23 protein-coding genes are annotated in these 25,623 nt (G+C 71.3%); 8 read left to right on the plus strand and 15 right to left on the minus strand.

All coding sequences use genetic code 11. From position 1 onward, the window contains the following. Nucleotides 1-5: 5 nt before the first annotated feature. Genes NR111_RS10045 through NR111_RS10055 form a run of 3 tightly spaced genes read left to right on the plus strand, consistent with a single transcriptional unit; the run spans nt 6 to nt 2,359 of the window. Nucleotides 6-818: an MBL fold metallo-hydrolase gene (locus tag NR111_RS10045; protein ID WP_256820701.1), complete on the plus strand. Its 813-nt coding sequence runs from the start codon at nt 6-8 to the stop codon at nt 816-818. After that, nucleotides 819-1,712, plus strand: a complete 894-nt coding sequence (locus NR111_RS10050; RefSeq protein WP_256820702.1) for a Sir2 family NAD-dependent protein deacetylase — start codon at nt 819-821, stop codon at nt 1,710-1,712. 23 nt (nt 1,713-1,735) lie between these two features. Beyond that, nucleotides 1,736-2,359 (plus strand): carbonic anhydrase, encoded by a 624-nt coding sequence (locus tag NR111_RS10055; RefSeq protein ID WP_256820703.1) that lies wholly within the window; start codon nt 1,736-1,738, stop codon nt 2,357-2,359. Between the two features lie 39 nt (nt 2,360-2,398). Here NR111_RS10055 and proB read toward each other — a convergent pair whose 3' ends face one another. The 12 genes from proB to NR111_RS10115 form a co-directional block, all read right to left on the minus strand. Next, nucleotides 2,399-3,514, minus strand: coding sequence for a glutamate 5-kinase (gene proB, locus NR111_RS10060; protein WP_256820704.1), 1,116 nt, complete (start codon nt 3,512-3,514; stop codon nt 2,399-2,401). Next, nucleotides 3,511-4,971 (minus strand): GTPase ObgE, encoded by a 1,461-nt coding sequence (gene obgE / locus NR111_RS10065; protein ID WP_067719726.1) that lies wholly within the window; start codon nt 4,969-4,971, stop codon nt 3,511-3,513. Before obgE ends, proB begins: the two co-directional genes overlap by 4 nt. A 131-nt stretch (nt 4,972-5,102) precedes the next feature. Beyond that, nucleotides 5,103-5,366, minus strand: coding sequence for a 50S ribosomal protein L27 (rpmA, locus tag NR111_RS10070; protein WP_007626965.1), 264 nt, complete (start codon nt 5,364-5,366; stop codon nt 5,103-5,105). Between the two features lie 69 nt (nt 5,367-5,435). Beyond that, nucleotides 5,436-5,741: a 50S ribosomal protein L21 gene (gene rplU, locus NR111_RS10075; protein WP_007626967.1), complete on the minus strand. Its 306-nt coding sequence runs from the start codon at nt 5,739-5,741 to the stop codon at nt 5,436-5,438. A gap of 241 nt (nt 5,742-5,982) precedes the next feature. After that, nucleotides 5,983-9,750 carry an Rne/Rng family ribonuclease gene (locus NR111_RS10080; protein WP_256820707.1) on the minus strand — a complete coding sequence of 1,256 codons (3,768 nt, stop codon included), beginning with the start codon at nt 9,748-9,750 and terminating at the stop codon, nt 5,983-5,985. Between the two features lie 328 nt (nt 9,751-10,078). After that, nucleotides 10,079-10,489 (minus strand): nucleoside-diphosphate kinase, encoded by a 411-nt coding sequence (gene ndk / locus NR111_RS10085; RefSeq protein ID WP_067719736.1) that lies wholly within the window; start codon nt 10,487-10,489, stop codon nt 10,079-10,081. Between the two features lie 47 nt (nt 10,490-10,536). Next, on the minus strand, nt 10,537-10,950 hold the full coding sequence (locus NR111_RS10090) for a DUF4233 domain-containing protein (RefSeq protein ID WP_067719739.1): 414 nt from the start codon (nt 10,948-10,950) through the stop codon (nt 10,537-10,539). Then, nucleotides 10,947-12,545 (minus strand): folylpolyglutamate synthase/dihydrofolate synthase family protein, encoded by a 1,599-nt coding sequence (locus NR111_RS10095; protein ID WP_172812194.1) that lies wholly within the window; start codon nt 12,543-12,545, stop codon nt 10,947-10,949. Before NR111_RS10095 ends, NR111_RS10090 begins: the two co-directional genes overlap by 4 nt. Next, a complete protein-coding gene (locus NR111_RS10100; protein WP_256820708.1) occupies nt 12,542-15,253 on the minus strand; it encodes a valine--tRNA ligase in 2,712 nt (903 codons plus the stop codon). The genes NR111_RS10095 and NR111_RS10100 overlap by 4 nt, the downstream gene beginning before the upstream one ends. Before the next feature lie 64 nt (nt 15,254-15,317). After that, nucleotides 15,318-16,325, minus strand: coding sequence for a malate dehydrogenase (locus NR111_RS10105; RefSeq protein WP_067719743.1), 1,008 nt, complete (start codon nt 16,323-16,325; stop codon nt 15,318-15,320). A gap of 114 nt (nt 16,326-16,439) precedes the next feature. Next, the gene (locus tag NR111_RS10110; RefSeq protein ID WP_067719746.1) at nt 16,440-17,069 is read right to left on the minus strand and encodes a 3-oxoacid CoA-transferase subunit B; all 630 of its coding nucleotides are present in this window, start codon (nt 17,067-17,069) and stop codon (nt 16,440-16,442) included. Between the two features lie 3 nt (nt 17,070-17,072). After that, nucleotides 17,073-17,825 carry a CoA transferase subunit A gene (locus NR111_RS10115; protein WP_067719751.1) on the minus strand — a complete coding sequence of 251 codons (753 nt, stop codon included), beginning with the start codon at nt 17,823-17,825 and terminating at the stop codon, nt 17,073-17,075. A 110-nt stretch (nt 17,826-17,935) separates the two neighbouring features. Here NR111_RS10115 and pcaD point away from each other — a divergent pair, with 110 nt between their 5' ends. From pcaD to NR111_RS10130, 3 genes are read left to right on the plus strand one after another with little or no spacing between them, the layout of a single operon-like run. Further along, a complete protein-coding gene (gene pcaD / locus NR111_RS10120) occupies nt 17,936-18,727 on the plus strand; it encodes a 3-oxoadipate enol-lactonase (RefSeq protein ID WP_067719754.1) in 792 nt (263 codons plus the stop codon). A gap of 35 nt (nt 18,728-18,762) precedes the next feature. Further along, the gene (locus tag NR111_RS10125) at nt 18,763-19,551 is read left to right on the plus strand and encodes an IclR family transcriptional regulator (protein WP_119193199.1); all 789 of its coding nucleotides are present in this window, start codon (nt 18,763-18,765) and stop codon (nt 19,549-19,551) included. A gap of 19 nt (nt 19,552-19,570) precedes the next feature. Beyond that, nucleotides 19,571-20,782 carry an acetyl-CoA C-acetyltransferase gene (locus tag NR111_RS10130; RefSeq protein ID WP_256820709.1) on the plus strand — a complete coding sequence of 404 codons (1,212 nt, stop codon included), beginning with the start codon at nt 19,571-19,573 and terminating at the stop codon, nt 20,780-20,782. 101 nt (nt 20,783-20,883) lie between these two features. On the opposite strand, the gene catC is transcribed toward NR111_RS10130, so the two are convergent. The 3 genes from catC to catA all read right to left on the minus strand — a co-directional run bounded on the left by catC (nt 20,884) and on the right by catA (nt 23,289). After that, nucleotides 20,884-21,165 carry a muconolactone Delta-isomerase gene (gene catC, locus NR111_RS10135; protein WP_120286324.1) on the minus strand — a complete coding sequence of 94 codons (282 nt, stop codon included), beginning with the start codon at nt 21,163-21,165 and terminating at the stop codon, nt 20,884-20,886. A 32-nt stretch (nt 21,166-21,197) separates the two neighbouring features. Beyond that, nucleotides 21,198-22,319 carry a muconate/chloromuconate family cycloisomerase gene (locus tag NR111_RS10140; RefSeq protein WP_256820710.1) on the minus strand — a complete coding sequence of 374 codons (1,122 nt, stop codon included), beginning with the start codon at nt 22,317-22,319 and terminating at the stop codon, nt 21,198-21,200. Between the two features lie 103 nt (nt 22,320-22,422). After that, the gene (catA, locus tag NR111_RS10145) at nt 22,423-23,289 is read right to left on the minus strand and encodes a catechol 1,2-dioxygenase (RefSeq protein ID WP_256820711.1); all 867 of its coding nucleotides are present in this window, start codon (nt 23,287-23,289) and stop codon (nt 22,423-22,425) included. A gap of 330 nt (nt 23,290-23,619) precedes the next feature. On the opposite strand from catA, the gene benA reads away from it, so the two are divergent. After that, complete coding sequence (benA, locus tag NR111_RS10150) at nt 23,620-25,053, plus strand: benzoate 1,2-dioxygenase large subunit (RefSeq protein WP_256820712.1); 1,434 nt, start codon at nt 23,620-23,622, stop codon at nt 25,051-25,053. Between the two features lie 52 nt (nt 25,054-25,105). Continuing rightward, nucleotides 25,106-25,615, plus strand: coding sequence for a benzoate 1,2-dioxygenase small subunit (benB, locus tag NR111_RS10155; protein ID WP_173674771.1), 510 nt, complete (start codon nt 25,106-25,108; stop codon nt 25,613-25,615). Nucleotides 25,616-25,623 lie beyond the last annotated feature (8 nt).

Genomic DNA, 25,623 nt, shown 5'->3' on the forward strand with positions numbered 1-25,623 from the left:
CTCCCATGCGGATCCACCAGCTCAACTGCGGCACGATGGGGGGCCTCGTACCGACGCGCGTCCTGCTCGTGGAGGCCCCGGACGGGCTCGTGCTGGTGGATTCCGGGATCGGGTTGCAGGACATCGCCGATCCGGCCGGCCGCCTCGGTGCGATGCGTCACGCGCTGCGCCCGGCGCTGCGCACCGGCGAGACCGCGGTCCACCGCATCGAGGCGCTGGGCCTGGATCCGCGGGACGTGCGGCACATAGTGCTGACCCACATGGACGCCGACCACATCGGTGGGCTCGCCGACTTCCCGGAGGCACAGGTGCACGTCGCCGCCCAGGCGCTGACGTGGGCGGTGCGCACGCCGCGGTTCGTCGAGCGCCGCCGGTACCGCCGCCCCCAGTGGTCGCACGGGCCGCGGTTCGTCGAGTACTCCTACGGGACCGACCGGTGGGAGGGCTTCCGGGCGCACCCCCTGGACCACGTCGCCGAGGGGATGATGCTGGTGGACCTGCCGGGCCACGCGGTGGGTCACGCCGGGGTGTTCGTGCCCGGCGGCGGCCGCGGCGGTGGTGGCGGTGACCACGGCCGCGTCCACGGCAACGACGACGACAAGGACCTCCTCCACGCCGGGGACGCCTTCTACCACCGGGGACAGATCGGTCCGACGGGTCGCGTGCCGCGGCCGATCCCCGTCCTGGAACGCGCCCTGGCCCTGGAACCGGGCGCGGTGTCCCTGACGCACGCCAGGCTCGCCGGGTTGGCCCGGCGTCGCCGCGACACCCTCGACGTGGTGTGCGCGCACGACCCCTCGGGGCCCGGGGGCCTGTAGATGGTCAGGATCCGTGAGACCGCCTGGACGCCGGCCGAGCGCACGGAGGCGGATCCGGACCTGCCCGACCGCGCGGCCGCACTCGCCGAACTCCTCCGGGGCCGGCGGGCGGTGGCGCTCACCGGCGCCGGCATCTCGACCCCGTCGGGCATCCCCGACTACCGCGGGCCCGATTCGCCCGGCCGGACCCCGATGACGTTCCAACAGTTCGTGGGCGACCCCGCGTTCCGTCGGCACTACTGGGCGCGCAATCACCTCGGTTGGCGGCACATGGAGGCCGCGCGGCCCAACGCGGCGCACCTCCTGCTCGCCGACTGGGAGCGGCGCGGCCTCGTCACCGGGGTGATCACCCAGAACGTGGACCTGCTGCACCTCAAGGCGGGCAACCGCCGGCTCGTGGACCTGCACGGGACCTACGCCGTGGTCATCTGCCTGGACTGCGGCCTGCGACAGAGCCGGTGGGCTCTGCACGAACAGCTCGAACGCCTCAACCCCGGCTTCATCGAACGCGTGACCTCCCGCGGGGCGATCGAGGTGGCGCCGGATGCCGACGCCGTCCTGGCCGAGACCTCCGACTTCCGCATGGTCGATTGTCGGGCCTGCTCGGGAGTCCTCAAACCGGACATCGTCTACTTCGGAGAGAACGTCCCCGCCTCCCGTGTCCACGCGGCGAACGACCTCGTGGACTCCTCTGACGTCCTCGTCGTCGTCGGCTCCTCCCTGACCGTCCGGTCCGGATACCGGTTCGTACGACGTGCGGTGACCACCGGCACGCCCGTCGCGGTGGTCAACCGCGGCCGCACCCGCGCGCACGGCGAGGCCACCCTGACGATCGACGGCGACTGCGTGGAGGTCCTCGAGCTGACAGATGCGGCCCTGCCGCACCACGGGTGAGCGTCGAGGAGCAAAATAGGGCCATGCAGATCGCAAAGACACCGGAGACCGTACTGGCCCGACTACTCCGCGGCAACGCCCGCTACGTGGCCGGGGAGAACCTCAACGAGCACAAAGACCCCTCTCGGCGCACCGAGCTCGCCGGCCAGCAGAATCCGTTCGCGCAGGTCTTCGGCTGCGCCGACTCACGGGTGCCCGCCGAGGTCGTCTTCGACCAGGGGCTCGGCGACCTGTTCGTGATCCGCAACGCCGGACACATCGTGGACTCGTCGGTACTCGGGTCGATCGAGTTCGGGATCGAGGCCCTGAACATCCCGCTGACCCTCGTGCTGGGACACACCTCGTGCGGCGCGGTGGGCGCCACGATCACCGCCATCGACACGCACTCCACCCCGTCCGGTTACCTGCGCGACGTGGTCGAGCGGATCTCGCCGGCCGTGTTCGAGGCGCGGCGCGACCCGGACGCCGGGTACGACGACGTGGTGGTGGAGAACGTCCGCCACACCGTCACCGCGATCCGGCAGAAGTCGGCCGTCGTCGACCGCGCGATCACCGAGGGCCGCACCGCGATCGTCGGCGCGATCTACAACCTCGAGGAGGGGACCGTCACCCCGGTCCACACCGAGGGGACCGTCACGGACGGCTGAGCGAGGGCCGACCGGGGCCGCCGGCCGGACCAGCGCTGGTCAGACCGGGACGAGGTCGTCGGCGTGCACCAACGGGCGCCCCTGACCGGAGCCGGTGCCGCCCGCCGCCCGGTCGGCCAACCGGGCGCGGACCTCGACCGAGTCGTACTGGGCGATCCCGCGGGCGACCACCCGGCCGTCGACGTCGTGCATCTCGATGACGTCGCCGAAGTGGAACAGCCCGTCCACCCCGGTCACCCCGGCCAGCAGCAGGGAGCGCCGCGAGCCGGTCACCGCCCGAACCGCTCCGTCGTCCAGCAGGACCGCCCCGCGCGCGTCCGCGGCGTGCCGGACCCAGAAGCGCCGGGCGGTCATCCGCTCGGGCCGGGCCGCGAAGACCGTGCCCACCGTCGGGTCGGTGGCGAGGGCCTGCGGCGCCAGCTCCGCGGCCGTGAGCAGGACCGGGATACCCGCGTCCGCGGCCAGACGGGCGGCGGCGAGCTTGGAGGCCATGCCGCCGGTCCCCAGGGCCCCGCCGGCACCGGCGATCACGCCGTCGAGGTCGCCCTCGCCGCCGACCATGGTCACCGCGCTGGCCCCGCCCTTGCGCGGGTCGGAGTCGTACAGGGCGTCGACGTCCGAGAGCAGGATGAGGGCGTCGGCGCTGATGAGGTGCGCGACCAGCGCGGCGAGCCGGTCGTTGTCGCCGAACCGGATCTCGTTGGTGGCCACGGTGTCGTTCTCGTTGATCACCGGAACCGCGTGCAGGGTGCGCAGGCGGTCGAGGGTCCGCTGGGCGTTGGCGGCGCTGTCCCGCCGGCCGATGTCGGCGGCCGTGAGCAGGACCTGGCCAACCACGCGGTCGAAGCGGGCGAACGAGTCGCCCCACGCGCGCGCCAGCTCGAGCTGGCCGACGCTGGCCGCGGCCTGCTTCGCGGACAGCGTGCCGGGGCGGGTGGTCATCCCCAGAGGGGCCATGCCGGCGCCGATCGCACCGGAGGAGACGACGAAGACGTCCGACCCCGCGGCCATCCGGGACTGGCAGACGTCGGCGAGTGCGTCGAGTTCGGCCCGCCGGATCCCGCCGTGGAAGCTGGTGATGGCCGACGAGCCGATCTTGACCACCACGCGGCGGGCCGCGCCGATACGACGGCGCAACTCCCGCTCCGTGGTCACTCCAGGATCTCCTCGTCCGGGTCGATCAGGCCGCGGCGCACCCGTTTGCGGTACTTGCGCTCGGTGGCGCCGATCCGCTCGTCGGACTCGAGCCTGATGTCGGTGCCACGCCCGGTGCGCATGAGGTCGACGCCGGCCGGGGTCTGCGGCTCCCACTCGAACGAGACGTCACCGATGGTGACGGTGCAGCCCTCCGTGGCGCCGGCCTTGATGAGTGCCTCCTCGACCCCGATCCGGGCCAGCCGGTCGGCGAGGAAGCCCACGGCCTCGTCGTTGTCGAACTCGGTCTGGCGGATCCACCGCTCGGGCTTGGCCCCGGTGACGATGAACGCGCCGCGGTCGGCGGGATCCGGGCGGACGCGGAACTCCTCGACGTCCACCGCCTTGGGGCGGATGACGATCCGCTCGGGCGCGGCGGGCGGGTTGGCTTTACGGTGTGCCTTGATCAACTCGTACAGGCCGTACCGCAGCTCGTCGAGCCCCTTGTGGGCCACCGCGGAGATCGCGTAGACGGGCCACCCCTTGGCCTCGAAGTGCTCGCGCACCATCTCCGCCATGTCGGCGGCGTCGGGCACGTCGATCTTGTTGAGCACGACCACGCGGGGGCGGTCTGCCAGGTCGCCGATCCCGGCGTCGGTGAGTTCGGACCGGTAGGCGGCGAGCTCGGCCTCGAGGGCGTCCACGTCGGAGATCGGGTCCCGGTCGGACTCGAGGTTCGCGCAGTCCACCACGTGGGCCAGCACGGCGGTGCGCTCGATGTGACGCAGGAAGTCCAGACCCAGGCCCCTGCCCTCGCTGGCGCCGGGGATGAGGCCGGGCACGTCGGCGATGGTGAAGGTGTCGTCGCCGACCGAGACCACGCCGAGGTTGGGTGCCAGGGTCGTGAAGGGGTAGTCGGCGATCTTGGGCTTGGCCGCCGAGAGCACCGAGACCAGGGAGGACTTCCCGGCGGACGGGAAGCCGACCAGTCCGACGTCGGCCATGGACTTGAGCTCGAGCGTGAGGTCGCGGACCTCGCCGGGCTCACCGAGCAGCGCGAAGCCGGGGGCCTTGCGGGCCCGGGAGGCCAGGGCGGCGTTGCCCAGCCCGCCCTTGCCGCCCTCGGCGGCAACGAAGCGGGTGCCGACACCGGTGAGGTCGGCCAGCACCTCGCCGTCCTCGTCGAGCACGACGGTGCCGGGCGGCACCGACAGCACGAGGTCGGCGCCCTGGGCTCCGTTGCGGTTGGCGCCCATACCCGGCTGGCCCCGGCCCGCGCGGGCGTGGGGCCGGAAGTGGAAGTCGAGCAGGGTGTGGACCTGGGGGTCCACGACGAGGACGACGTCGCCGCCGTGCCCGCCGTTACCGCCGTCGGGGCCGCCGAGGGGCTTGAACTTCTCGCGGTGCACCGAGGTGCAGCCGCGGCCGCCGTCCCCCGCTGCGAGGTGGAGCACTACGCGGTCGATGAATCTCGACATGGTGGGGACTCCTCCGGGTGACGGGTGGTGACGGGCGGGGTGGTGCAAATACTCTCGGGGGCCGGGTGTGAGGTCTTGACGACCCCGCCCGGCCCCCGAGGGCTGTTCATGAAAGTGGTCGGCTGGGAGGCTCAGGCCTCGGCGCCGGCCGGCACGATGTTCACGGTCTTGCGACCGCGCTTGGTGCCGAACTCCACCGCACCGGCGGAGAGGGCGAACAGGGTGTCGTCGCCACCGCGGCCGACGTTGACGCCCGGGTGGAACTTGGTGCCGCGCTGGCGCACCAGGATCTCACCGGCGTTGACCTCCTGGCCGCCGAACCGCTTGACGCCGAGGCGCTGTGCGTTGGAGTCACGACCGTTACGGGTGCTGGATGCGCCCTTCTTACTTGCCATGTCCGAGTCCCTCCTTCAGGGAGCACGCCCGAGGGCGCTGAGCTGGTGGCCTGAGCGGCCGGAGATGGATTACTTGATACCGGTGATCTTGACGACCGTCAGCTTCTGACGGTGGCCCTGACGCTTGTGGTACCCGGTCTTGTTCTTGAACTTGTGGATCCGGATCTTCGGACCCTTGGTCTGCTCGACGATCTCGCCGGAGACGGTGACCTTGGCCAGGGCGTCGGCGTCGGAGGTGACGGCCGAGCCGTCCACCACGAGGATCGGGGACAGCGACACGGAGGTTCCGGCCTCGCCCTCGATCTTCTCGACCTTGACCTGGTCCCCTTCGGCGACCTTGTACTGCTTGCCGCCGGTCTTGACGATCGCGTACATCGAGGGCTTCCCCTTGCTTCTCGGGTGTGCGGCCGCCGGGGCGACCGCACCTGGTGTGCGGTGTTCTCTCATGCTCGCCGGCTCACGCCGGTCGGAGGTCGTCGGCCACGCCGGTCCGTGTGGACCGGGCCCGCGACTCCTCGCGCGGCGACATAGCGCCGCGACGAGCGACCTGTCAAGGTTACGGTCCGGCGGCGCAGCAGGTCAAACCGACCGTGCCGCCGGCCCGCGGCCAGGTGCGTCAGTCGCCCGCGGGGGCGGTCGTCGTCCTGGTGGCACGTCGCCTCGCGGGCCGCGTGCGCGGCTCGGCGACCACGGTGGTGGGTGCCTCCGCCAGGGGCGCGGCCTCGACCTTCGCCACCGGATCGGCAGGTGCGGCCTGCGGCGGGGTATCGGCCCCGGCGGCGCCCGCCTCGCGGCGGGTGGACCGCCTGCGGGGGCGACGCCCGCCCGGGGCCTGACCCGTCGGCCCGGAGTCCGGACCCGCCGTGTCCGGACCCGCCGTGTCCGGACCCGGGGTGGAGACCTGCTCCACGACGGTCTCCGCCTCGGCCACCACGGCGGCCTCGGACTGCGGGGTGTCGGTCACCTCGGCCGCAGCGGCGTCCTCGGCCGCTGTCGTCGGCGCCAGAGCACTGCTCGTGGCCCGCCTCGCTGCCCGGCGGCGACGCGCCGGCCGCGTGGTCCCGGCGGCGTCCGCCGAGTCGGGCTCGGCGGTCCCCGGCGTCGGCGTCGGCTCGGCGGTCTGCTCCGCGGTGGGAGCGGTCGGCGTCTCCGCGGTCGGCGCGGTCACGACCTCGGGGGTCGCGGCCCCCCTGGCATCGGCTGCCTCGGTCCCGGCTGCCGGGGTCTCGGCTGCCCGGGTCTCGGGCGCCGCGCCACGGCCCCCGTCGGTGCGGGTGCCACCCTCGGCGTGCGACCCGGCCGCGCTGTCCGCGTCGGCGTCGGCCTCGCCGTTCTGCCGTGAGATCGCGAGCGCGGCCGGGTGCGCGGCCGGCGCGGGGCCGTCCTTGCGCGGGGCCTGCTTGGGCGCGGGCGCCTCTGACTCCCCTGAGCCCTTGCCGTTGCCACCCTTGCGACGGCCGCGGCGGCCACCGGGCTCATCGGCGTTGTGCGACTCGGTGTGCAGCGGGTCCGCGTGCACGATCAGCCCGCGGCCCTGGCAGTGCTCGCACGGGGTGGAGAACGCCTCGACCAGCCCGGTACCGAGCTTCTTGCGGGTGAGCTGCACCAGCCCCAGCGACGTGACCTCGGAGACCTGGTGCCGGGTGCGGTCGCGCCCCAGCGCCTCGGTGAGGCGCCGCAGCACGAGGTCGCGGTTGGACTCGAGCACCATGTCGATGAAGTCGATGATCACCATCCCGCCGACGTCGCGCAGGCGCAGCTGGCGGACGATCTCCTCCGCGGCCTCGAGGTTGTTCTTGGTGACGGTCTCCTCGAGGTTGCCGCCGGACCCGGTGTACTTGCCGGTGTTGACGTCGATGACGGTCATCGCCTCGGTGCGGTCAATCACCAGGGAGCCGCCGGAGGGCAGCCACACCTTGCGGTCGAGCGCCTTGGCCAGCTGCTCGTCCACACGGTAGGTGGCGAACACGTCCACATCCGGGTTGTCGTACCGCTCCACGCGCTCCGTCATCTCGGGCGCGACCCGCGAGACGTAGTCGTGCACCGTGTCCCAGGACGTCTCGCCCTGGATGACGAGCTTGGAGAAGTCCTCGTTGAACAGGTCGCGGACGACCTTGACCAGCAGGTCCGGCTCCTCGTACAGCGCCACGGGCGTGCCGGCCCCGGAGCCGGTGCGCTTGGCGGCCGCCTCCGAGATCTCGGTCCACTGGGCGGCGAGACGCTCGACGTCGCGGCCGATCTCCTCCGCGCTGACGCCCTCGGCGGCGGTGCGGATGATCACGCCGGAGCCCTCCGGCACGACCTCCTTGAGGATCGCCTTGAGGCGGCGACGCTCGGTGTCGGGCAACTTGCGCGAGATGCCGGTGGAGTTGCCGTCCGGCACGTACACGAGGAAGCGCCCGGCCAGCGAGATCTGCGTGGACAGGCGGGCACCCTTCTGCCCGATCGGGTCCTTGGTGACCTGCACCAGCACCATGTCGCCGGACTTGAGCGCCTGCTCGATCCGCCGGGCCTTGCCACCGAGCCCGGCGGCCTCCCAGTTGACCTCGCCGGCGTACAGGACGCCGTTGCGGCCGCGCCCGATGTCGACGAACGCCGCCTCCATGCTGGGCAGCACGTTCTGCACACGGCCGAGGTAGACGTTGCCGACCATCGAACGCGCCGATTCGGTGGTGACGAAGTGCTCCACGAGGACCTTGTCCTCGAGTACGCCGACCTGGGTCATGACGCCCTTGCCGTCGCCGCGCTGCTTCTCGCGGACCACCATGACGCGGTCCACGGCCTCGCGGCGGGCGAGGAACTCGGACTCGGAGAGGATCGGCTGGCGACGACGACCGGCCTCGCGGCCGTCGCGGCGGCGCTGGCGCTTGGCCTCGAGCCGCGTGGAGCCGGTGATGCCCTGGACCTCGTCGGACGACGTACCCGGGCCCTGTCCCCCGCGTCCGGAGCGACGGCGGGCCTCGCGTTCGTGGACCTCGGTCTGGGGCGGGTCGTCGTTGGACGTCTGGGTGTCGTCGGAGCCGGAGCTCCCACTGCGACGACGACGACGGCGACGGCGCCTCGAACCCGACGGACCGTTCCCCGAGTCGTCCGAATCGTCACCGTCGGCGTCACCCGGACCGGACTGCCCGTCGGAGTCGTCGGCGGACCGGTCGTCGGTCTCGGCGGCGGAATCGGGACGGGCGTCGGAGCTCCCGTCATCGCTGCCGGAGGTCTCGTCCGGGGCGTCGTCGCGCTGGTCGCTGTCGCGCTGGTCTCCGTCGTCCGACGACTCGGTCCCGGTGTTCTCGCCGTTCTGGTCGTCGCCGGCCTCGCCGCGACCGCGCCCACGCCCACGACGGCCCCGACGGCGACGACGGGCCCCGCCGTCACCGGAGTCGGACTGGTCCGTGGCGCGGCCGTCGTCGGATCCCTGCTCCTGCCCGTCCTGCTCGACCTGCGCGTCCTCGGCGGGAGGGGTGGGGGCGGTGTCGGGGGCGGTCTCGGTGCGGGCCCGGCCCTGGGTCTGGCCCTGGGTCTGGCCCTGGCCGCGGCGGCCGCGGGGCTCGTCGCCCGAACGGGTGTCCGCCTGCGTCTGCGCGGGAGCCTCGTCGGGCGAGAGGAACAGTGGAGAGAACGACGGGGTCGCGGTGGACCGACGCCGACGGTTGCCCGACTCCTCCGACCCCACCTCGCCGGTGACGATCGCGATCTCGGGCAGCGCCGGGCGGTTCCGACCGCTCGTCCCGCCTCCCCCGGTCCCTGCGGACTCGTCCGCGGAGCCCTGCACGGACTTCTTCCCGGTCCTCGTGCCGGACTTCTCCGCGGACCTGGAGGCGGACTTCTCGGCGTCCGTGGCCTTCTCGGCGGTCTTCTCGGCTGTGGTCTTGCGCGCCGGGCTCTTCCTGCCGGACGCCTTCTTCGCGGGAGCGGTCTCCGTCGCCGACTCTGCAGCAGGCGCCTCGGCCGGCGTCTCGGCCGGCATCGTCTCAGCGGCGGTCGGCTCAGCCGACGCCGGGTCGGCGGGCACCTCTGCGGTGGGGGTCTTCCCGGCGGTCTTCCCGGCGGGCGCCTTGGCCGCCCTCTTGGCGGCGGCCTTCTTCGCCGGGGCCTTCCGGGCGGGGGCGTCGGTCGCGGACGCCTCGGCCGCCGGCGCCTGGGCACCGGTGTCCCCTGCCGGCGCGACACCGGACGCCGTCCCCGTGTCCTGCCCGCGGCTGGTGAACCAGTCGAACAGCACCTGCCTGGTCACCCCGGACTGGGCGCTCTTGATCTCCACGCCGATCCCGGCCATGGCGGTCAGGAATTCCCTGCTGCTCATGCCCACGGCCCTGGCGGCCGCGTGCGCGCGCATCCTCTCGGGAAGCGCGTTGATGTCGTCGATTGTCAGGTTCGGATCCGACACGTGTCTCCTCCGGCCGGACTCCGGGCGCGATCACGTCACCGGATACCGGTGACCCACGCCGCCGCACGGGGTCGGGCGTCTTCTTGTCTGGGCCCCACCGGGGTGGGGCGACGTCTTGTGGTCCGCGGCACCGGGACGAACCGGGCCACGGGTGGCGGGCGCCCGTTCCGGGGCGGACTGGTGGTCCACTCGCCAGGATGGGCTTCGACCATTCTCCCACACCCGCCGCCGAAACGTCGTCGCCCGGCACCACCGAACGCAAACGCGCCCGCCGGGCCTCAGGGCCGACGGGCGCGCGCAGCTCGATCACTGCGGGAGGACGGGGGATCTACAGACCGGGGAACCAGAGCGCGATCTCACTGGCGGCGGACTCCTCGGAGTCCGAGCCGTGGACGAGGTTGAACTGGGTCTCGAGACCGAAGTCGCCACGGATGGAGCCGGGCGCGGCCTTCTCCACCGGGTCGGTGCCCCCGGCGAGCTGACGCCACGCGGCGATCGCCCGGGGCCCCTCGAGCACGCCGGCGACGACGGGACCGGAGGTGATGAACTCGAGCAGGTCCCCGTAGAACGGACGCTCGGAGTGCTCGGCGTAGTGCTCGGCCGCCGTCTCCCGGGACACCTGACGCATGTCCATGGCGACGATCTTGAGGCCCTTGGCCTCGATACGGGCCAGGATGGTCCCGGTCAGCGCGCGCTCGACACCGTCGGGCTTGATGAGGAAGAAAGTTCTCTCGGTCACGAGGGCGATCCTACAAGCCCGGTGTCCACGCCGACCGTCCGGAGCCGTCAGTCGTGCTGGCTGGGCAGATAGCCACCGGCCATCCGGCGGGTCAGGTCCCGGCGCAGGTACAGGATGTACGCCCAGACCGCGGCGAACATCAGGCCGCAGACCCCCATCGACCAGTGCACGGCCCAGCCGGCGACGGCCAGACCCGCGAGCGTGAGGTTCAGCGGGATCGCCCAGGGCTTGCGCTGGAGTCCACTGGCCACGAGCATCGCGACCGCGAGGAGGCTGACGAACCACACCTTCCACGGCTGGAAGTGGGCGCCGCCGTCGAGCCGGGCGATGACCGTCAGCACCAGACCGATCACGATCGCCTCGAGCACGAGGGTGCCGGCCATGATGCCCCGCAGCCCCTTCCACGGGTCCACCGAGGGCTCGTGCGCGGCGCCCCGGGGGCCGGGGGTCGGGTCGGTCACTGTGCGTCCTTTCCGAACAGGCTGCGGGCGGCCCCGGCGGTCACCACGGAACCCGTGATGAGCACGCCGACGCCCGAGACGTCGTCGTCCGCGGTCGGATCCGGGACCCCGACCAGGTCGAGGGCCGCGCTGACCGCGTCGGGCAGGGTGTCCACCACGTGGACGCGCTGGGCGGTGAACCGTTCCTCGGCGATGCGTGCGAGGTCGCCCGGGTCCATCGCGCGAGATGAGGCGGCCCGGGTGACGACGACCTCCTCCACCACCGGCTCGAGTGCGGCGAGAAACGCGTCGGCGTCCTTGCCGTCGAGCATCGCGACCACGGCGACCAGCCGCTTGAAGTCGAACTCCGAGGTGACAGCCTCGGCGAGTGCGCGTCCTCCGTGCCCGTTGTGGGCGGCGTCCACCAGGACGGTGGGGCTGGAGCTGAGCCGCTCGAGGCGCCCGGGATTGTCGACCGCAGCGAAGCCGGCACGGATGAGTTCCGGGTCCAGGGCCCTGTCCGGGCCCGCGCCGAAGAACGCCTCGACGGCCGCGAGCGCGGTCGCGGCGTTCTCGGCCTGGTGCTCCCCGAACAGCGGGAGGAACACCTCGGGGTACTCGCCACCGAGGCCCCGCAGGGTGAGCTGCTGGCCGCCGACGGCGACCCGCCGCTCGACCACGTCGAACTCCGAACCGAGGCGGGCGACGACCGCGCCCACCTCCACGGCGCGACGCAACAGGACGTCCATGGCCTCGGGCTCCTGGCGCCCGATCACGGCGATCGGGTCCCGCGGCAGCAGATCGTCCTCCGGGCCCGGCTGGATGATCCCGGCCTTCTCCCCCGCGATCGTCGCGAGGTCCTCGCCCAGGTAGTCGGTGTGGTCCAGGCCGACGGGGGTGATCACGGCGACGGCGGGCCGGACCACGTTCGTGGCGTCCCACGTCCCGCCCATCCCCGTCTCCACGACCGCCACCTCGACCGGTGCGTCGGCGAACGCGGCGAACGCCATCGCGGTCAGCACCTCGAAGTAGCTCATGCGTGGGCCGCCGGCCTCCTCGGACCGCTGGTCGACGAGCTCGAGATAGGGCTGGAGTTCGCGGTAGGTGTCCACGAAGGTGCGGGCGGTGACCGGCTCCCCGTCGAGCGCGATGCGCTCGGTGACGCTCTGAAGGTGGGGGCTGGAGTTGCGTCCGGTGCGCTGGTGCAGGGCCCGCAGCAGCGCGTCGACCATCCGCGTGACCGATGTCTTGCCGTTGGTGCCCGCCACGTGGACCACGGGGTACGCGTGTTGCGGGTCGCCGAGCACGGACATCAGCTCGGCGATCCGGTCCAGGCTCGGCTCGAGCCGGGACTCCGGCCAGCGGGTCGTCAGTTCCTCCTCGACCGCGGCCAGGTCGGCCGCGTCGGCCTGCCATTCGGGGCTGCCGACCTCGGGGACCGGGCGCGGCGGCAGGTGATCGTCGCCGTCGCCGTCCTCGTCACCCGGGATCGGACCACCGAGCGGGACGCCCGAGACGAGGCCGTCCTCGCCGAGCATCTCGGCGACGTCCTCCTCGGTCGGGGTGTCCCACCCCTCGCTCGGGTCGTGCGGTGGGAGCCACTGTCGATCGCTCACGCGGGGTCACTTCCTACCGGCATCGACTCGAGCCGGGCGGTGATCCGGGCGACCTCGGCCTCGGCGAGGTCGCGGCGACCGCGGATCTTGTCGACGACGTGGTCGGGCGCCTTGCCCAGGAACGCCTCGTTGCCGAGTTTGGCACCGGTGGTCTCGAGTTCCTTGCGGGCGGCGACGAGATCCTTCTCCAACCGGCGTCGCTCGGCGGCGAGGTCGATCGTCCCGGAGGTGTCGATCTCCACGTCCACCGTCGACAACCCGAGCCGGACCTCGAGCGAGGCCGTCGCGGTGAAGTCCTCGGCGGCCGGGGTCAGCCGGGCGAGTGCGCACACCTGGGCGAGCAGGTCCGCCGGCAGGTCGGCGGCGTCGACGCCGGAGATCCGTGCCGGCACCCGCTGACCGGGCTTGAGGCCCTGGTCGGAGCGGAACCGCCGGATCTCCGTGACGAGGGTCTGGGCGTCGGCCACGCGGCGGACCGGCTCCGTGGCGTCATCGGCCGGCGCCACGTCGGTGGGCCAGTCCGCGACCACCACGGACTCCCGCTCGGTCAGTGCCGTCCACAGCGTCTCCGTGACGAACGGGATGACCGGGTGCAGCATCCGCATGAGGACGTCCAACACGTGTCCGAGGACGAGTCTCGTGTTCTCGGCCCGCTCGGACGCGCGCGCGGCGTCGTCCGAACCGAACTGGACCTTCGCGAGCTCGAGGTACCAGTCGCACACCTCGTCCCAGGCGAAGTGGTACAGGGCCTCGCACGCCTTGGAGAACTCGTAGCGGTCCAGCGCGTCGTCGACGCCTACCCGCACCTCCCCGAGGCGGTGCAGGATCCACCGGTCGGCGTCGGTGAGCGCGGACGCGGCGGGCAGCTCGCCCACCTTCGCCCCGTTCATCAGCGCGAAGCGGGTGGCGTTGAACAGCTTGGTGGCGAAGTTGCGCGACGCCTGGGCGGCGTCATCCCCGACCGACAGGTCGCCGCCCGGGCTGGCCCCGCGGGCCAGGGTGAAGCGCAGGCCGTCGGCGCCGAAGCGGTCCACCCAGTCGAGCGGGTCGATGCCGTTGCCCTTGGACTTGGACATCTTCTGGCCGTGCTCGTCGCGCACGAGGCCGTGGAGGAAGACGTCGGTGAACGGAACCTTCCCCGGAGCGGCCTTGTCGCCGGTGAGGGTCCGGCCCACGAAGGTGCCGAACATCATCATCCGCGCCACCCAGAAGAAGAGGATGTCGTACCCGGTGACCAGGACGGACGTCGGGTAGAACCGCTCGAGGTCGGCGGTGCGATCGGGCCAGCCCATGGTGGAGAACGGCCACAGTCCGGAGGAGAACCACGTGTCGAGCACGTCGGTGTCCTGGGTGTATCCGGCGGGCGGCTCCTCGCCTGGTCCCACGCAGACCACGTCGCCGTCGGGGCCGTACCAGATCGGGATGCGGTGACCCCACCACAGTTGGCGGGAGATGCACCAGTCGTGCATGTCGTCGACCCAGTCGAACCAGCGCGGTTCCTGGCTCGTCGGGTGGATCACCGTGTCACCGTCGCGCACGGCGTCCCCGGCCATCCTCGCCAGTTCCTCGACCCGCACCCACCACTGGAGCGACAGCCGCGGCTCGATCGGCTCGCCGGACCGTTCGGAGTGGCCCACCGAGTGCAGGTACGGACGCACCTCCTTGACGATGCGCCCCTGCTCGGCGAGGTCCTCCCGGACGGCCTTGCGGGCGTCGAAACGGTCCATGCCGTCGTAGCGGGTCCCGGTCCCGGTGATGTGGCCGGTGGCGTCCATGATCGTGGGCATCTCGAGGCCGTGACGCTGGCCGATCGCGAAGTCGTTGGGGTCGTGCGCGGGCGTGACCTTCACCGCGCCGGTCCCGAACTCGGGATCGACATAGTCGTCCGCGACCACTCGCATGGTCCACCCGTCCCGGAACGGGTGCGGGATCTCGGTGCCCACCAGGTGCGCGTAGCGCTCGTCGGAGGGATGGACGGCGATCGCGGTGTCACCGAGCATCGTCTCGAGCCGGGTCGTGGCCACGACCAGGTGCGGCTCGGAATCGTCCATCGAGCCGTAGCGGAAGCTCACCAGCTCGCCCTCGACGTCCGCGTACTTGACCTCGATGTCCGAGATCGCGGTCTGCAGGGTGGGCGACCAGTTGACCAGTCGCTCGGCGCGGTAGATCAGACCGCTGTCGTAGAGCTCCTTGAAGATGGTCTGCACCGCGCGCGACAGTCCGTCGTCGAGGGTGAACCGCTCACGCGACCAGTCGACACCGTCGCCGAGGCGACGCATCTGCTCCCCGATGGTCCCACCGGACTCGCGCTTCCATTCCCAGACCTTCTCGATGAACGCGTCGCGGCCGATCTCGTGGCGGTCGATCCCCTCGTCGCGGAGCTTGCGGTCCACGAGGGTCTGCGTGGCGATCCCGGCATGGTCCATGCCGGGCAGCCACAGGACCTCGAAGCCCTGCATGCGCTTGCGCCGCGTGAGCACGTCCATGAGGGTGTGGTCGAGCGCGTGGCCCATGTGCAGGCTGCCCGTGACGTTGGGCGGCGGCAACACCACCGAGTAGGCGGGCTTGTCGCTGGACGGGTCGGCCTCGAAGTAGCCGGCCTCCACCCAGCGCTGGTACAGCCCGCCTTCCACCTCACCTGGGTTCCAGGAGGCGGGCAGGGCGTCCGCGCGGTCGGTGTTCGGGGAGGCAGAAGCTGGAGTCGTCACCCGACCATCCTAGGCCGTGGACGCCGGGGCCCGGCACACGCCGTCAGCCCCGGTGCACCCGAGGTCAGTCGGCCAGTCCCAGTCCGTGAACGGCGTCACGCTCCGAGACCAGCTCCGCCACCGACGCGTCGATGCGGGCTCGTTGGAAGTCCCCGATCGCCAGTCCTTCGACGACCTCCCACTCCGCGCCGCGGCTGCGGCAGGGCAACCCCGTCACCACACCCGGCACGGTGCCGTACTGCCCCTCCGACGGCAGTGCGACCGTGGTCCAGCTCTCCCCACTGGTGCCGTGCACCCAGTCGCGCATCTGGTCGACCGCCGCGCCGGCGGCCGAGGCGGCCGACGACGATCCGCGCACCGAGATGATCTCGGCTCCCCGGTTCGCGACCCGTGGGATGAACGTGTCGGCCAACCACTCCTCGTCGAGCCCGGAGGTGACCGGCTCGCCTCGTCGCGTCAGGTACGACACGTCGGGGAACTGGGTGGCCGAGTGGTTGCCCCAGACCACCACCCCGTCCAGGTCGGCGACCGGCGCTCCCAGCCGGGTGGCGAGCTGGCTGAGCGCGCGGTTGTGGTCGAGCCGCATCAGGGCGGTGAAGCGACCGGCGGGGACGTCGGGCGCGTGTCGGTGGGCGATGTAGGCGTTGGTGTTGGCGGGGTTGCCCACCACCACCACCCGCACGTCGTCGGCGGCGTGGGCGTTGATGGCGCGGCCCTGTTCCCGGAAGATCGCCCCGTTGGCGGTGAGCAGGTCGGCGCGCTCCATCCCCTTGCCGCGCGGCCTGGCGCCCACCAGGAATGCCGCGTTGGCGCCGTCGAACGCGGTGTCCACGTCGTCGGTGATCTCGATCGACTCGACCAGCGGGAGAGCGCAGTCCTCGATCTCCATCGCGACGCCCTCCGCCGCGACCACGGCCGACGGGATGTCGAGCAGACGCAGGCGGACCGGGGTCCCGGGCCCGAACACCAGCCCGGAGGCGAGACGGAACAGCAACGAGTAGGCGATCTTTCCGGCGGCGCCGGTGACGGTCACGGTGGCCGGGGTGGCGGTGACCGGGGTGGAGGTGCTCATGTGGGACGGACCTTCCGGGGACGACGACGGGGTCGGTTCCCACAGTAGTGAGAATCCGACCCCGCCTCCCGCCTCCGCGGGCGGTGTACACCTGACGTCCACCCGAGCGTCGACTCAGGCGTGGATCTCGGCGCCCGTCTTCCGGCGGACCTCGTCGATGGTCACGTCCGGCGCCAGTTCGACGAGTCGGAAGCCCTCCGGCGCGATGTCGAGGACGCACAGGTCGGTGACGACCCGCTGGACGCAGCCCTTGCCCGTGTACGGGAGCGTGTTCTCCTGCATGAGCTTGAGGTCGCCCTTGCGGGTGACGTGGTCCATCATCACGATCACGCGGTCGGCGCCGTGGACGAGGTCCATCGCACCGCCCATGCCCTTGACCATGGCGCCGGGGACCATCCAGTTGGACAGGTCGCCGGACTGCGAGACCTGCATAGCGCCGAGGACGGCGACGTCGACGTGACCGCCGCGGATCATGGCGAAGGACTCCGACGACGAGAAGAACGCCGCCCCCGCCTCGGCGGTGATGGTCTCCTTGCCTGCGTTGATCATCTCGGGGTCGAGCTCGTCGTCCGTCGGGTACGGCCCGACGCCGAGGATGCCGTTCTCCGAGTGGAGGGTCACCTGCACACTCTCGGGAAGATATCCGGGGATGAGGGTGGGCATACCGATACCGAGGTTGACGTACTGGCCGTCGGTGAAATCCGCGGCGATGCGAGCCGCCATCTGCTCGTGGGTCCAGCTCATGGCTCAGGCCTCCCTGGTGGTGCGGATCTCGACGCCGGTCTCCTGGCGGCCGACCTCGACAATCCGTTGGACGAAGATGCCGGGGATGTGGACGTTGGCCGGGTCGATCCCGCCCGGCTCGACGACCTCCTCGGCCTGCACGATCGTGATCCGACCGGCCATGGCCACGTCCGGGTTGAAGTTGCGAGCCGTCCCACGGAACTGCAGGTTGCCCACGGTGTCGGCCCTGTGGGCGTGGACCAGGGCGAAGTCGGTGACGATCCCGCGCTCGAGGACGTACTGTTCGCCGTCGAAGACCCGGACCTCCTTGGGCTCGGACGCCTTGGCGACGCCCCCCTCGCCGTCATAACGCAGCGGCAGGCCCCCGTCGGCGACCATCGTGCCGACGCCGGCCGGGGTGTAGAAGGCGGGGATGCCGGCGCCTCCGGCCCGCATGCGCTCGGCGAGCGTGCCCTGCGGCGTGAGCTCCACCTCGAGCTCGCCGGAGAGGTACTGGCGGGCGAACTCCTTGTTGGCGCCGACATACGAGGCCGTGGTCCGGGTGATCCGGTGCGATTCCAGAAGCTTGCCCAGGCCGAAACCGTCGGTGCCGCAGTTGTTGCTCACCGTGCTCAGGTCGGTGGCGCCCTGCTCGAGGAGCGCGTCGATGAGGACGGCGGGGATGCCGACCAGACCGAACCCGCCCACGGCCAGGGAGGCACCGTCGGGGATGTCCGCGACCGCGTCCGCGGCCGACGAGAAGATCTTGTTGGTCATGTCACGAACCCTATCCGGTGTTCGCATCTTGTACAAGTGTTCGCCCTTCGCACGATCTCCGCGTATCGTGGTCCCGAACCGGAAACCAGACGCACGAGAGGACCGACACCATGCCCGCCACCCTGTCCCACGAGGTCAGCGGACCCCGGTCCGCCGACACCCCCGTCCTCGTCCTCCTCGGATCACTCGGGTCCGACCGTTCGATGTGGGACGCGCAGGTCCGGGACCTGTCCCGCGACCACACCGTGGTCGCGGTGGACCACCGGGGCCACGGCACGTCCGAGGTCGTCCCCGGGCCGTGCACGATCGCCGACCTGGCCGCCGACGTTCTGGCCCTGCTCGACTCGCTCGACGTCGACCGGTTCCACGTGGCCGGGTTGTCGCTCGGTGGCGCGGTGGCCCAGTGGCTCGCCGTCCACGAGCCCACCCGCGTGCTCTCCACCGCCCTCCTGTGCACCGCCGCGAAGTTCGGTGAACCGTCCGGCTGGGCCGATCGCGCCGCCGCGGTCCGCGAGGGCGGGACGGCCGCGGTCGCCGACGCCGTCGTCGCACGGTGGATCACCGCCGCGCGGGCCGAGGCCGAGCCCGAGCTGGTCGCCGGGCTCCGTGAGATGGTCCTGGGCACCCCGGCCGAGGGATACGCCTCCTGCTGCGACGCGCTGGCCGGCTGGGACAACCGCGCCGAGCTGGGTCGGATCTCCTGCCCCACCCTCGTGCTCGCCGGGGAAGAAGACCCCTCCACTCCCCCGGAGGTACTGCGCGAGATCGCCGACGGGGTGCCCGGAGCGGACTTCGTCGTCGTCTCCCCGGCGGCCCACGTGCCCACCGTCGAGATCCCGGACCGCATCACCGACGTGCTCCGCCGACACCTCGACGCCGCACGGAACACGGGCGCGGCGTGACCCGCCCCGACGTGGTGTCGACCCCGGCCGGGTCCGTGGACGACGGCGGGGACCGCCCGGCCTCCCCCGACTTCGTCCAGTCGCTCGCGCGCGGCCTGGCGGTCATCCGGGCATTCGACGCCCGCCAGCCCCGCCAGACCCTCAGTGACGTCGCGCGCAACACCGGCCTGACCCGGGCGACCGCCCGCCGCTTCCTCCACACCCTCGTCGAACTGGGCTACGTGGACACGGCCGACTCTGTCTTCTGGCTCACCCCCCGGGTCCTCGACCTCGGGTACAGCTACCTGTCGGCGCTCCCGCTGACCGATCTCGCCCAACCGCACCTGGAGAAGCTCAGCTCGCGGCTCGGCGAATCCTCGTCCGTGGCGGTCCTCGACGGCCCCGACATCGTCTACGTGGGGCGCGTCCAGGTGCGTCGCATCATGACCATCGGCATCACCATCGGAACCCGGTTCCCCGCCTACGCCACATCGATGGGGCGGGTCCTGCTCGCCTCGCTCCCCGCCGAGGACCTCGACGCCTACCTCGCCGCGACGGACCTGCGGGCGCTCACCCCCCACGGCCTCGCCGACGAGTCAGCGCTCCGCGCGGAGCTCTCGCGGGTGGCCGAGCGCGGGTGGTGCGTCGTCGACCAGGAACTCGAGCCCGGCCTGCGCTCGGTGGCCGCCCCGGTCCACGACCGCCACGGCGCGGTCAGCGCCGCCCTCAACGTCTCCACCCACGCCGCCCGCTACTCCCCCACCCAACTCGACGACGAGGTCATCCCCGAACTGCTGGCCACCGCCCGCGCACTGTCGGCGGACCTCGCCATAGTCAACCGCTGAACCCGAACGAAGGAACCCCATGCGTGACGTCGTCATCTGCCAACCCCTGCGCACCCCCGTGGGACGCTTCGGCGGGGTGTTCCGCGACCTGGACGCGAACACCCTGGCCACCGACCTGCTCACCGCCCTCGTCGAGCGCACCGGCCTGACCGGAGCCGACGTCGACGACGTGGTGCTGGGACAGGGCTCCCCGAACGGCGAGGGGCCCGCCATCGGCCGCATCGCCGCACTCGACTCCCCCCTGGGGATCGACGTGCCGGGCATGCAACTCGACCGGCGCTGCGGCTCCGGACTCCAGGCGATCATCACCGGCGCACTCCAGGTCGCCTCCGGCGGCATGGACCTCGTGGTCGCCGGCGGCGTCGAGTCGATGAGCCAGGTGGAGTTCTACGCTTCCCCGAGCCCCCGCTGGGGCATCCGCGGGGACGGGATCTCGCTGGTCGACCGTCTCGGCCGGGCTCGCACGACCGTCGGCGGACGCTCGCACATCATCGACGGCGGGATGATCGAGACCGCCGAGAACCTCCGTCGTGAGTACGGCATCAGCCGGGACGAGCAGGACCGGTTGGCCGTGCAGTCCCACCAGCGGGCCGTGGCGGCGCAGGAGTCCGGGGCGTTCGCCGAGGAGATCGTCCCGGTGACCGTTCCGCAGCGCAAGGGTGAGGACCTCGTCGTCGACACCGACGAGCATCCCCGTGCCGACAGTTCCGTCGAGGCGCTGGCGCGCCTGCGACCCATCATGGGCCGCACCGACCCCGAGGCCACCGTGACCGCCGGGAACGCCTCCGGCCAGAACGACGGAGCCGCGATGTGCATCGTCACCACCGCGGACAGAGCCGCCGCCCTCGGACTGACCCCGCTGGTCCGCCTCGCCTCGTGGGCCGTCGCGGGCGTGGCACCGGAGACGATGGGCATCGGGCCGGTCCCCGCCACCGCCAAGGCGCTCGACCGGCTCGGCCTCACGCTCGCCGACATGGACGTCATCGAGCTCAACGAGGCGTTCGCCGCGCAGGCCCTGTCCGTGATGCGCGAGTGGGACATCGACCCCACCTCCGAGCACCTCAACCCGCACGGCTCCGGCATCTCCCTGGGCCACCCCGTCGGCGCCACCGGGGCGCGCATGCTCGCCACCCTGTCGCGCGAGATGGTGCGCCGCGACGCGCAGTGGGGCCTGGAGACCATGTGCATCGGAGGCGGCCAGGGGCTCGCGGCGGTGTTCGAGCGCGTCTGACCGACCACCAGCCGCGCCACGAGGCCGCCCGCCCCGATCGGGGCGGGCGGCCTCGTCTTCTTCCGCGGGACGGGAGTTCCCGGGCGGTCAGTCCGGCGCGATCACTCGATCCGCGACGGGTGCCGAGTCAGGGCCATGACCTCGATGTCCATGTACGGGAACAGCGGCAGCCCCTGGAGGATCTCGTGCAGTTCGTCGCCGGACCCGACATCGAAGATGCTGATGTTCGAGTACTGGCCCACGATGCGCCACAGCTCCCGCCACGTGCCGGAGCGCTGCAGCTCCTGGCTGTAGGCCTTCTCACGGGCCAGGGTGTCGGCGCGGACCTCGGGGTCCAGGTCATTGGGGATGGTGACGTCCATGCGGACGTGGAACAGTGCCATCGTCGGACTCTCCTTCTCGTGTGGTGCCGCGGTCAGCGGCGGGTGAACTTGTCGACGGCGTCGTGGTCGAGCTCGACGCCCAGCCCGGGCCCGGACGGCAGATGGACCCGGCCGGCCTCGTAGCGGATCGGGGTGGTCACGTAGGTCTCGGCGAGCAGCAGCGGCCCGAAGAGCTCCGAGCCGTAGTTGAAGCCGGGCTCGGCGCACGCGAGATGCAGCGAGGCGACGGTCCCGATCGGCCCCTCGAGCGACGTGGCGGCGTGGCAGGCGATCCCGGCCGCGCGGGCGATCGCCACGACCTCCTTGCCCCGGGTCAGTCCACCGAGCTTGGTGGTCTTCACCGCGATCACCCCGGCCGCGTCCCGGCGTGCCACCTCGAGGGCGTCGTGCGGGGATTGGACCGACTCGTCGGCCATGAGCTGCACCGGCAGCGAGCGGTTGAGCTCGGCGAGCACCTCGATCTGCTCGGTGGGGGTCGGCTGCTCGATCAGCTCGATGCCGGCCTCGACGAGCGCCGGGAGGTGGACGTTCGCGGTGAACCGGTCCCAACGTGCGTTGATGTCCACCCGCAGGCCCGCCCGCCCGTCGAGGCGCTCGGCCAGCGCCGCGATGCGGGCGACGTCCTCTGCCGGGTCCAGGGCGCCCATCTTCAGCTTGAACGTGCGGTGCCGGTCCGCGGCGAGGAGCTCGTCGATCTCCTCGACCATCTCCTCGAGCGGCATCGCGCCCAGGGCCCACGTGCACTCGATCGAGTCGCGGACCGCTCCGCCGAGCAGCGAGCGCACGGGTACGTCAAGCGACCGGGCCCACGCGTCGAACATGGCGATCTCGAGGGAGGCCTTGGCGAAACGGCCGCGGGCCACCACGCCCTCCATCGCCTCGAGGACGGCGGGGATCTCGTCGACCCGCCGACCGACGGCCACGGGGGCCAGGTACTTCTCCACCAGGACCTGCATGGTCTCGGCGGACTCGCCTCCCCACCAGGGGCCGCCCGGTGTGACGCCTTCGCCGTAGCCCACGACCCCGGACTCGGTGGTGACCGCCACGAGCAGGATCGACTGGGCGGTGGCGGTGGTGGTGGCGAACTTGTGCGGCCTGATGAGCGGCACGTCGAGGATCCGTGTCTCCACGGAACGGATGGTCAGGTCAGACATCGTCGAGCCCTTCGTGTTGGTGGTCCGGCCGGATCGACCGCCGACGCCCCGGCCGCTCGTGGCGGCCGGGGCGGGCGGGGATTGCAGACGAGGTCGTCGCCGGTCAGGCCACGAAACGCTTCTCGGAGACGGGGTCCAGGACGAAGTCGTAGACGACCTCGTCGATCCCGTCCGCGTTGGGCTTCGGGTCCAGGATCAGCTCGGGCTTGACGGCCCCGGCCACGTCGTCCTCGACCCACTTTCCACCCTGGAAGTACAGCTGGGTGGTGATGAGGCGCTTGCCCGGGGCGGTGACCTTCAGGTGCAGGTGCGCCGGACGCCACGGGTGGCCACCGTAGCTGGCGATGAACTCGCCGGTCGGGCCGTCGTGCGGGATCTGGTACGGCGCCGGCTGGACCGTGGTGATGTGGAAGTTGCCCTCGGCGTCCGTGGTGAAGGTGCCGCGCAGGTTCCACTCCGGGATGCCCATGCCGTCGTCGAACTGCGAGTAGTAACCGTCGGCGTCGGCGTGCCACAGCTCGACGGACGCGCCCTCGATGCCCGTGCCGTCCAGGTCGCGGACCTGGCCCTTGAACACGAACTGCGTGCCCTTCTCGTCCTCGCGCATCGGCATGACGCCCACGGCGCCGAGGTCCGGGGCGTTCGGCACGTAGTAGGGGCCCTCGATGGAACCCTTGGTCCCGTTGAAGATGCGGCTGTTGGAGTCCTCGATGAAGTGCTCCAGGAAGACGTCCAGCCAGAGCGGCCACTCGCCACCCTCGCCGACCTCGATGAGCCACTGCTTGAGGACGCGGTACTCGTCGTAGGTGACCTCGTGCTCGAAGATCACCTCGGACAGCTTGGTGAGCACGTCCTTGTAGATGGCGGCCGCACGCTCGGTGCTCGTGTCGGACGTGAAGCGGCTGCCCTTGAACTTGTCCGTCGCGGCGGAGCCGGAGCCGGCGGCGGTGGGCACTGCGGTGCTGGTCATGACGCTCCCTCTGGTGGGGTCGGGGTGGGGGTCGGATCGGACCGGTGGGGCCCGGTCGATGTCCCTACTGTGCGCCGGATTCGATGTGCCGTCAATCACCGCACACAACGTCTGTAGAGGACCTTTCGTGCGCGAAGCGAACACTTTTCAGGCAATAGCGCAGGTCTCGCGCCTGATGCCTCCACAGTGTTCGCATTGCGAACGCAACACACCTAGGTATGACTAGGAGGTGCCCTAGTGTGATCGAACCCACAGTAGGGCACCGTGGAGGAACACCGGCAGCAGGCCGCATCGTCGCGGCCGGAACCGACCCCACGCTAGGAGCCCTCGATGTCAGATCGACTCGACCACGTCCAGGCCACCCTCGAGACCGCACTCGAGGATCGGCCCGCGGACGGCATCATCCGCGCCAACCGTCGCATCTTCACCGACGAGGAGATCTTCGAACTCGAGATGAAGCACATCTTCGAGGGCAACTGGGTCTACCTGGCGCACGAGAGCCAGGTCCCGGAGGTCGGCGACTACTTCACCACCGACATCGGCCGCCAGCCCGTCGTGATCACCCGCGGCAAGGACGGGCAGCTCAACTGCCTCATCAACGCCTGCTCCCACCGCGGCGCGATGCTCTGCCGGCGCAAGACCGACAACCGCACCACCCTGACCTGCCCGTTCCACGGCTGGACGTTCTCCAACTCCGGAGAGTTGCTCAAGGTCAAGGACCCGCGGGACGCCGGGTACCCCGAGCAGTTCAACACCGACGGCTCGCACGACCTGCGTCGCGTGGCCCGCTTCGAGAGCTACCGCGGGTTCCTGTTCGGTAGCCTCAACCCGGACGTGCTCCCGCTCGAGGAGCACCTGGGAGACAGCCGCACAGTCATCGACATGCTGGTCGACCAGTCCCCCGAGGGACTGGAGGTCCTGCGCGGCTCGTCCACCTACACCTTCGACGGCAACTGGAAGCTCCAGGCCGAGAACGGGGCCGACGGTTACCACGTGTCGGCCACCCACTGGAACTACGCGGCGACCACCGCGCGCCGCTCGTCGGGTGAGTCCAAGAACGAGACCAAGGCGATGGACGCCGGCACCTGGGGCAAGCAGGGCGGCGGCTACTGGTCATTCGAGCACGGCCACCTGCTCCTGTGGATGTGGTGGGGCAACCCCGAGGACCGGCCGCTGTGGGACCGCCGCCAGGAGCTCGCCGACCAGATCGGCACCAAGAAGGCCGAGTTCATGGTGGGAGCCTCCCGCAACCTGTGCCTGTACCCGAACGTGTACCTGATGGACCAGTTCTCGAGTCAGATCCGCCACTTCAAGCCCGTCTCGGTGGACAAGACCGAGGTGACGATCTACTGCATCGCCCCCAAGGGTGAGAGCGCCGAGAACCGCGCGGCCCGGATCCGACAGTACGAGGACTTCTTCAACGCCACCGGGATGGCGACCCCGGACGACCTGGAGGAGTTCCGGTCCTGCCAGAAGACCTACCTGGCCGACGTTGCGCCGTGGAACGACATGACCCGCGGCAGCACCCACCAGATCACGGGCCCGGACGAGACCGCCCGCGGCCTGGGCATGGAGAACGTGTTGTCCTCCGGGGCCAAGACCGAGGACGAGGGGCTGTACCCGATCCAGCACGCCTACTGGCTCGAGACCATGCAGCGCGCGCTCGAGGCCGAGACCGCCGCCCGTGATGCCGCCGAGGCCCGCGCCCGCGAGGACGACGAGCGTCGGGCCCGGCAGCGCACGACCGTCCCGGCAGACGCCTGACCCGGCCCGAGTCGACCGCACGCCCCACCCCCGCCCCACGAAAGGCCTGACCATGACCGCCCCCGCCGTGGCGTCGATCTCCGTCGACGAGATCTCCGCTTTCCTGTTCCGCGAGGCACGACTGCTCGACGACCGCCAGTTCGAGCAGTGGATCGAGTGCTACCGCGAGGACGCGATGTACTGGATGCCCGCCTGGGACGACGACGGTGAGCTCACGACCGACCCGTACTCGGAGATCTCGTTGATCTTCTACCCGAACCGGGCCGGTATCGAGGACCGGGTGTTCCGCATCCGGACCGAGCGCTCCTCCTCGACGTCACTGCCGGAACCGCGGACGAACCACCTCATCAGCAACATCGAGGTGCTCGACCGCCGGCCCGGAGAGGTCGACATCCGCTTCAACTGGCTGTCGTCGTACTTCCGGTACAACACCACCGACCAGTACTTCGGCACGTCCTTCTACACCCTCGACGTCACCGGTGAGTCCCCGCTGATCACCTACAAGAAGGTGGTCCTGAAGAACGACTACATCCACCATATCGTGGACGTCTACATGGTGTGATCCCACAC

The organism is Dietzia sp. Die43 (genome assembly GCF_024519835.1).
Lineage (GTDB): Bacteria > Actinomycetota > Actinomycetes > Mycobacteriales > Mycobacteriaceae > Dietzia > Dietzia kunjamensis.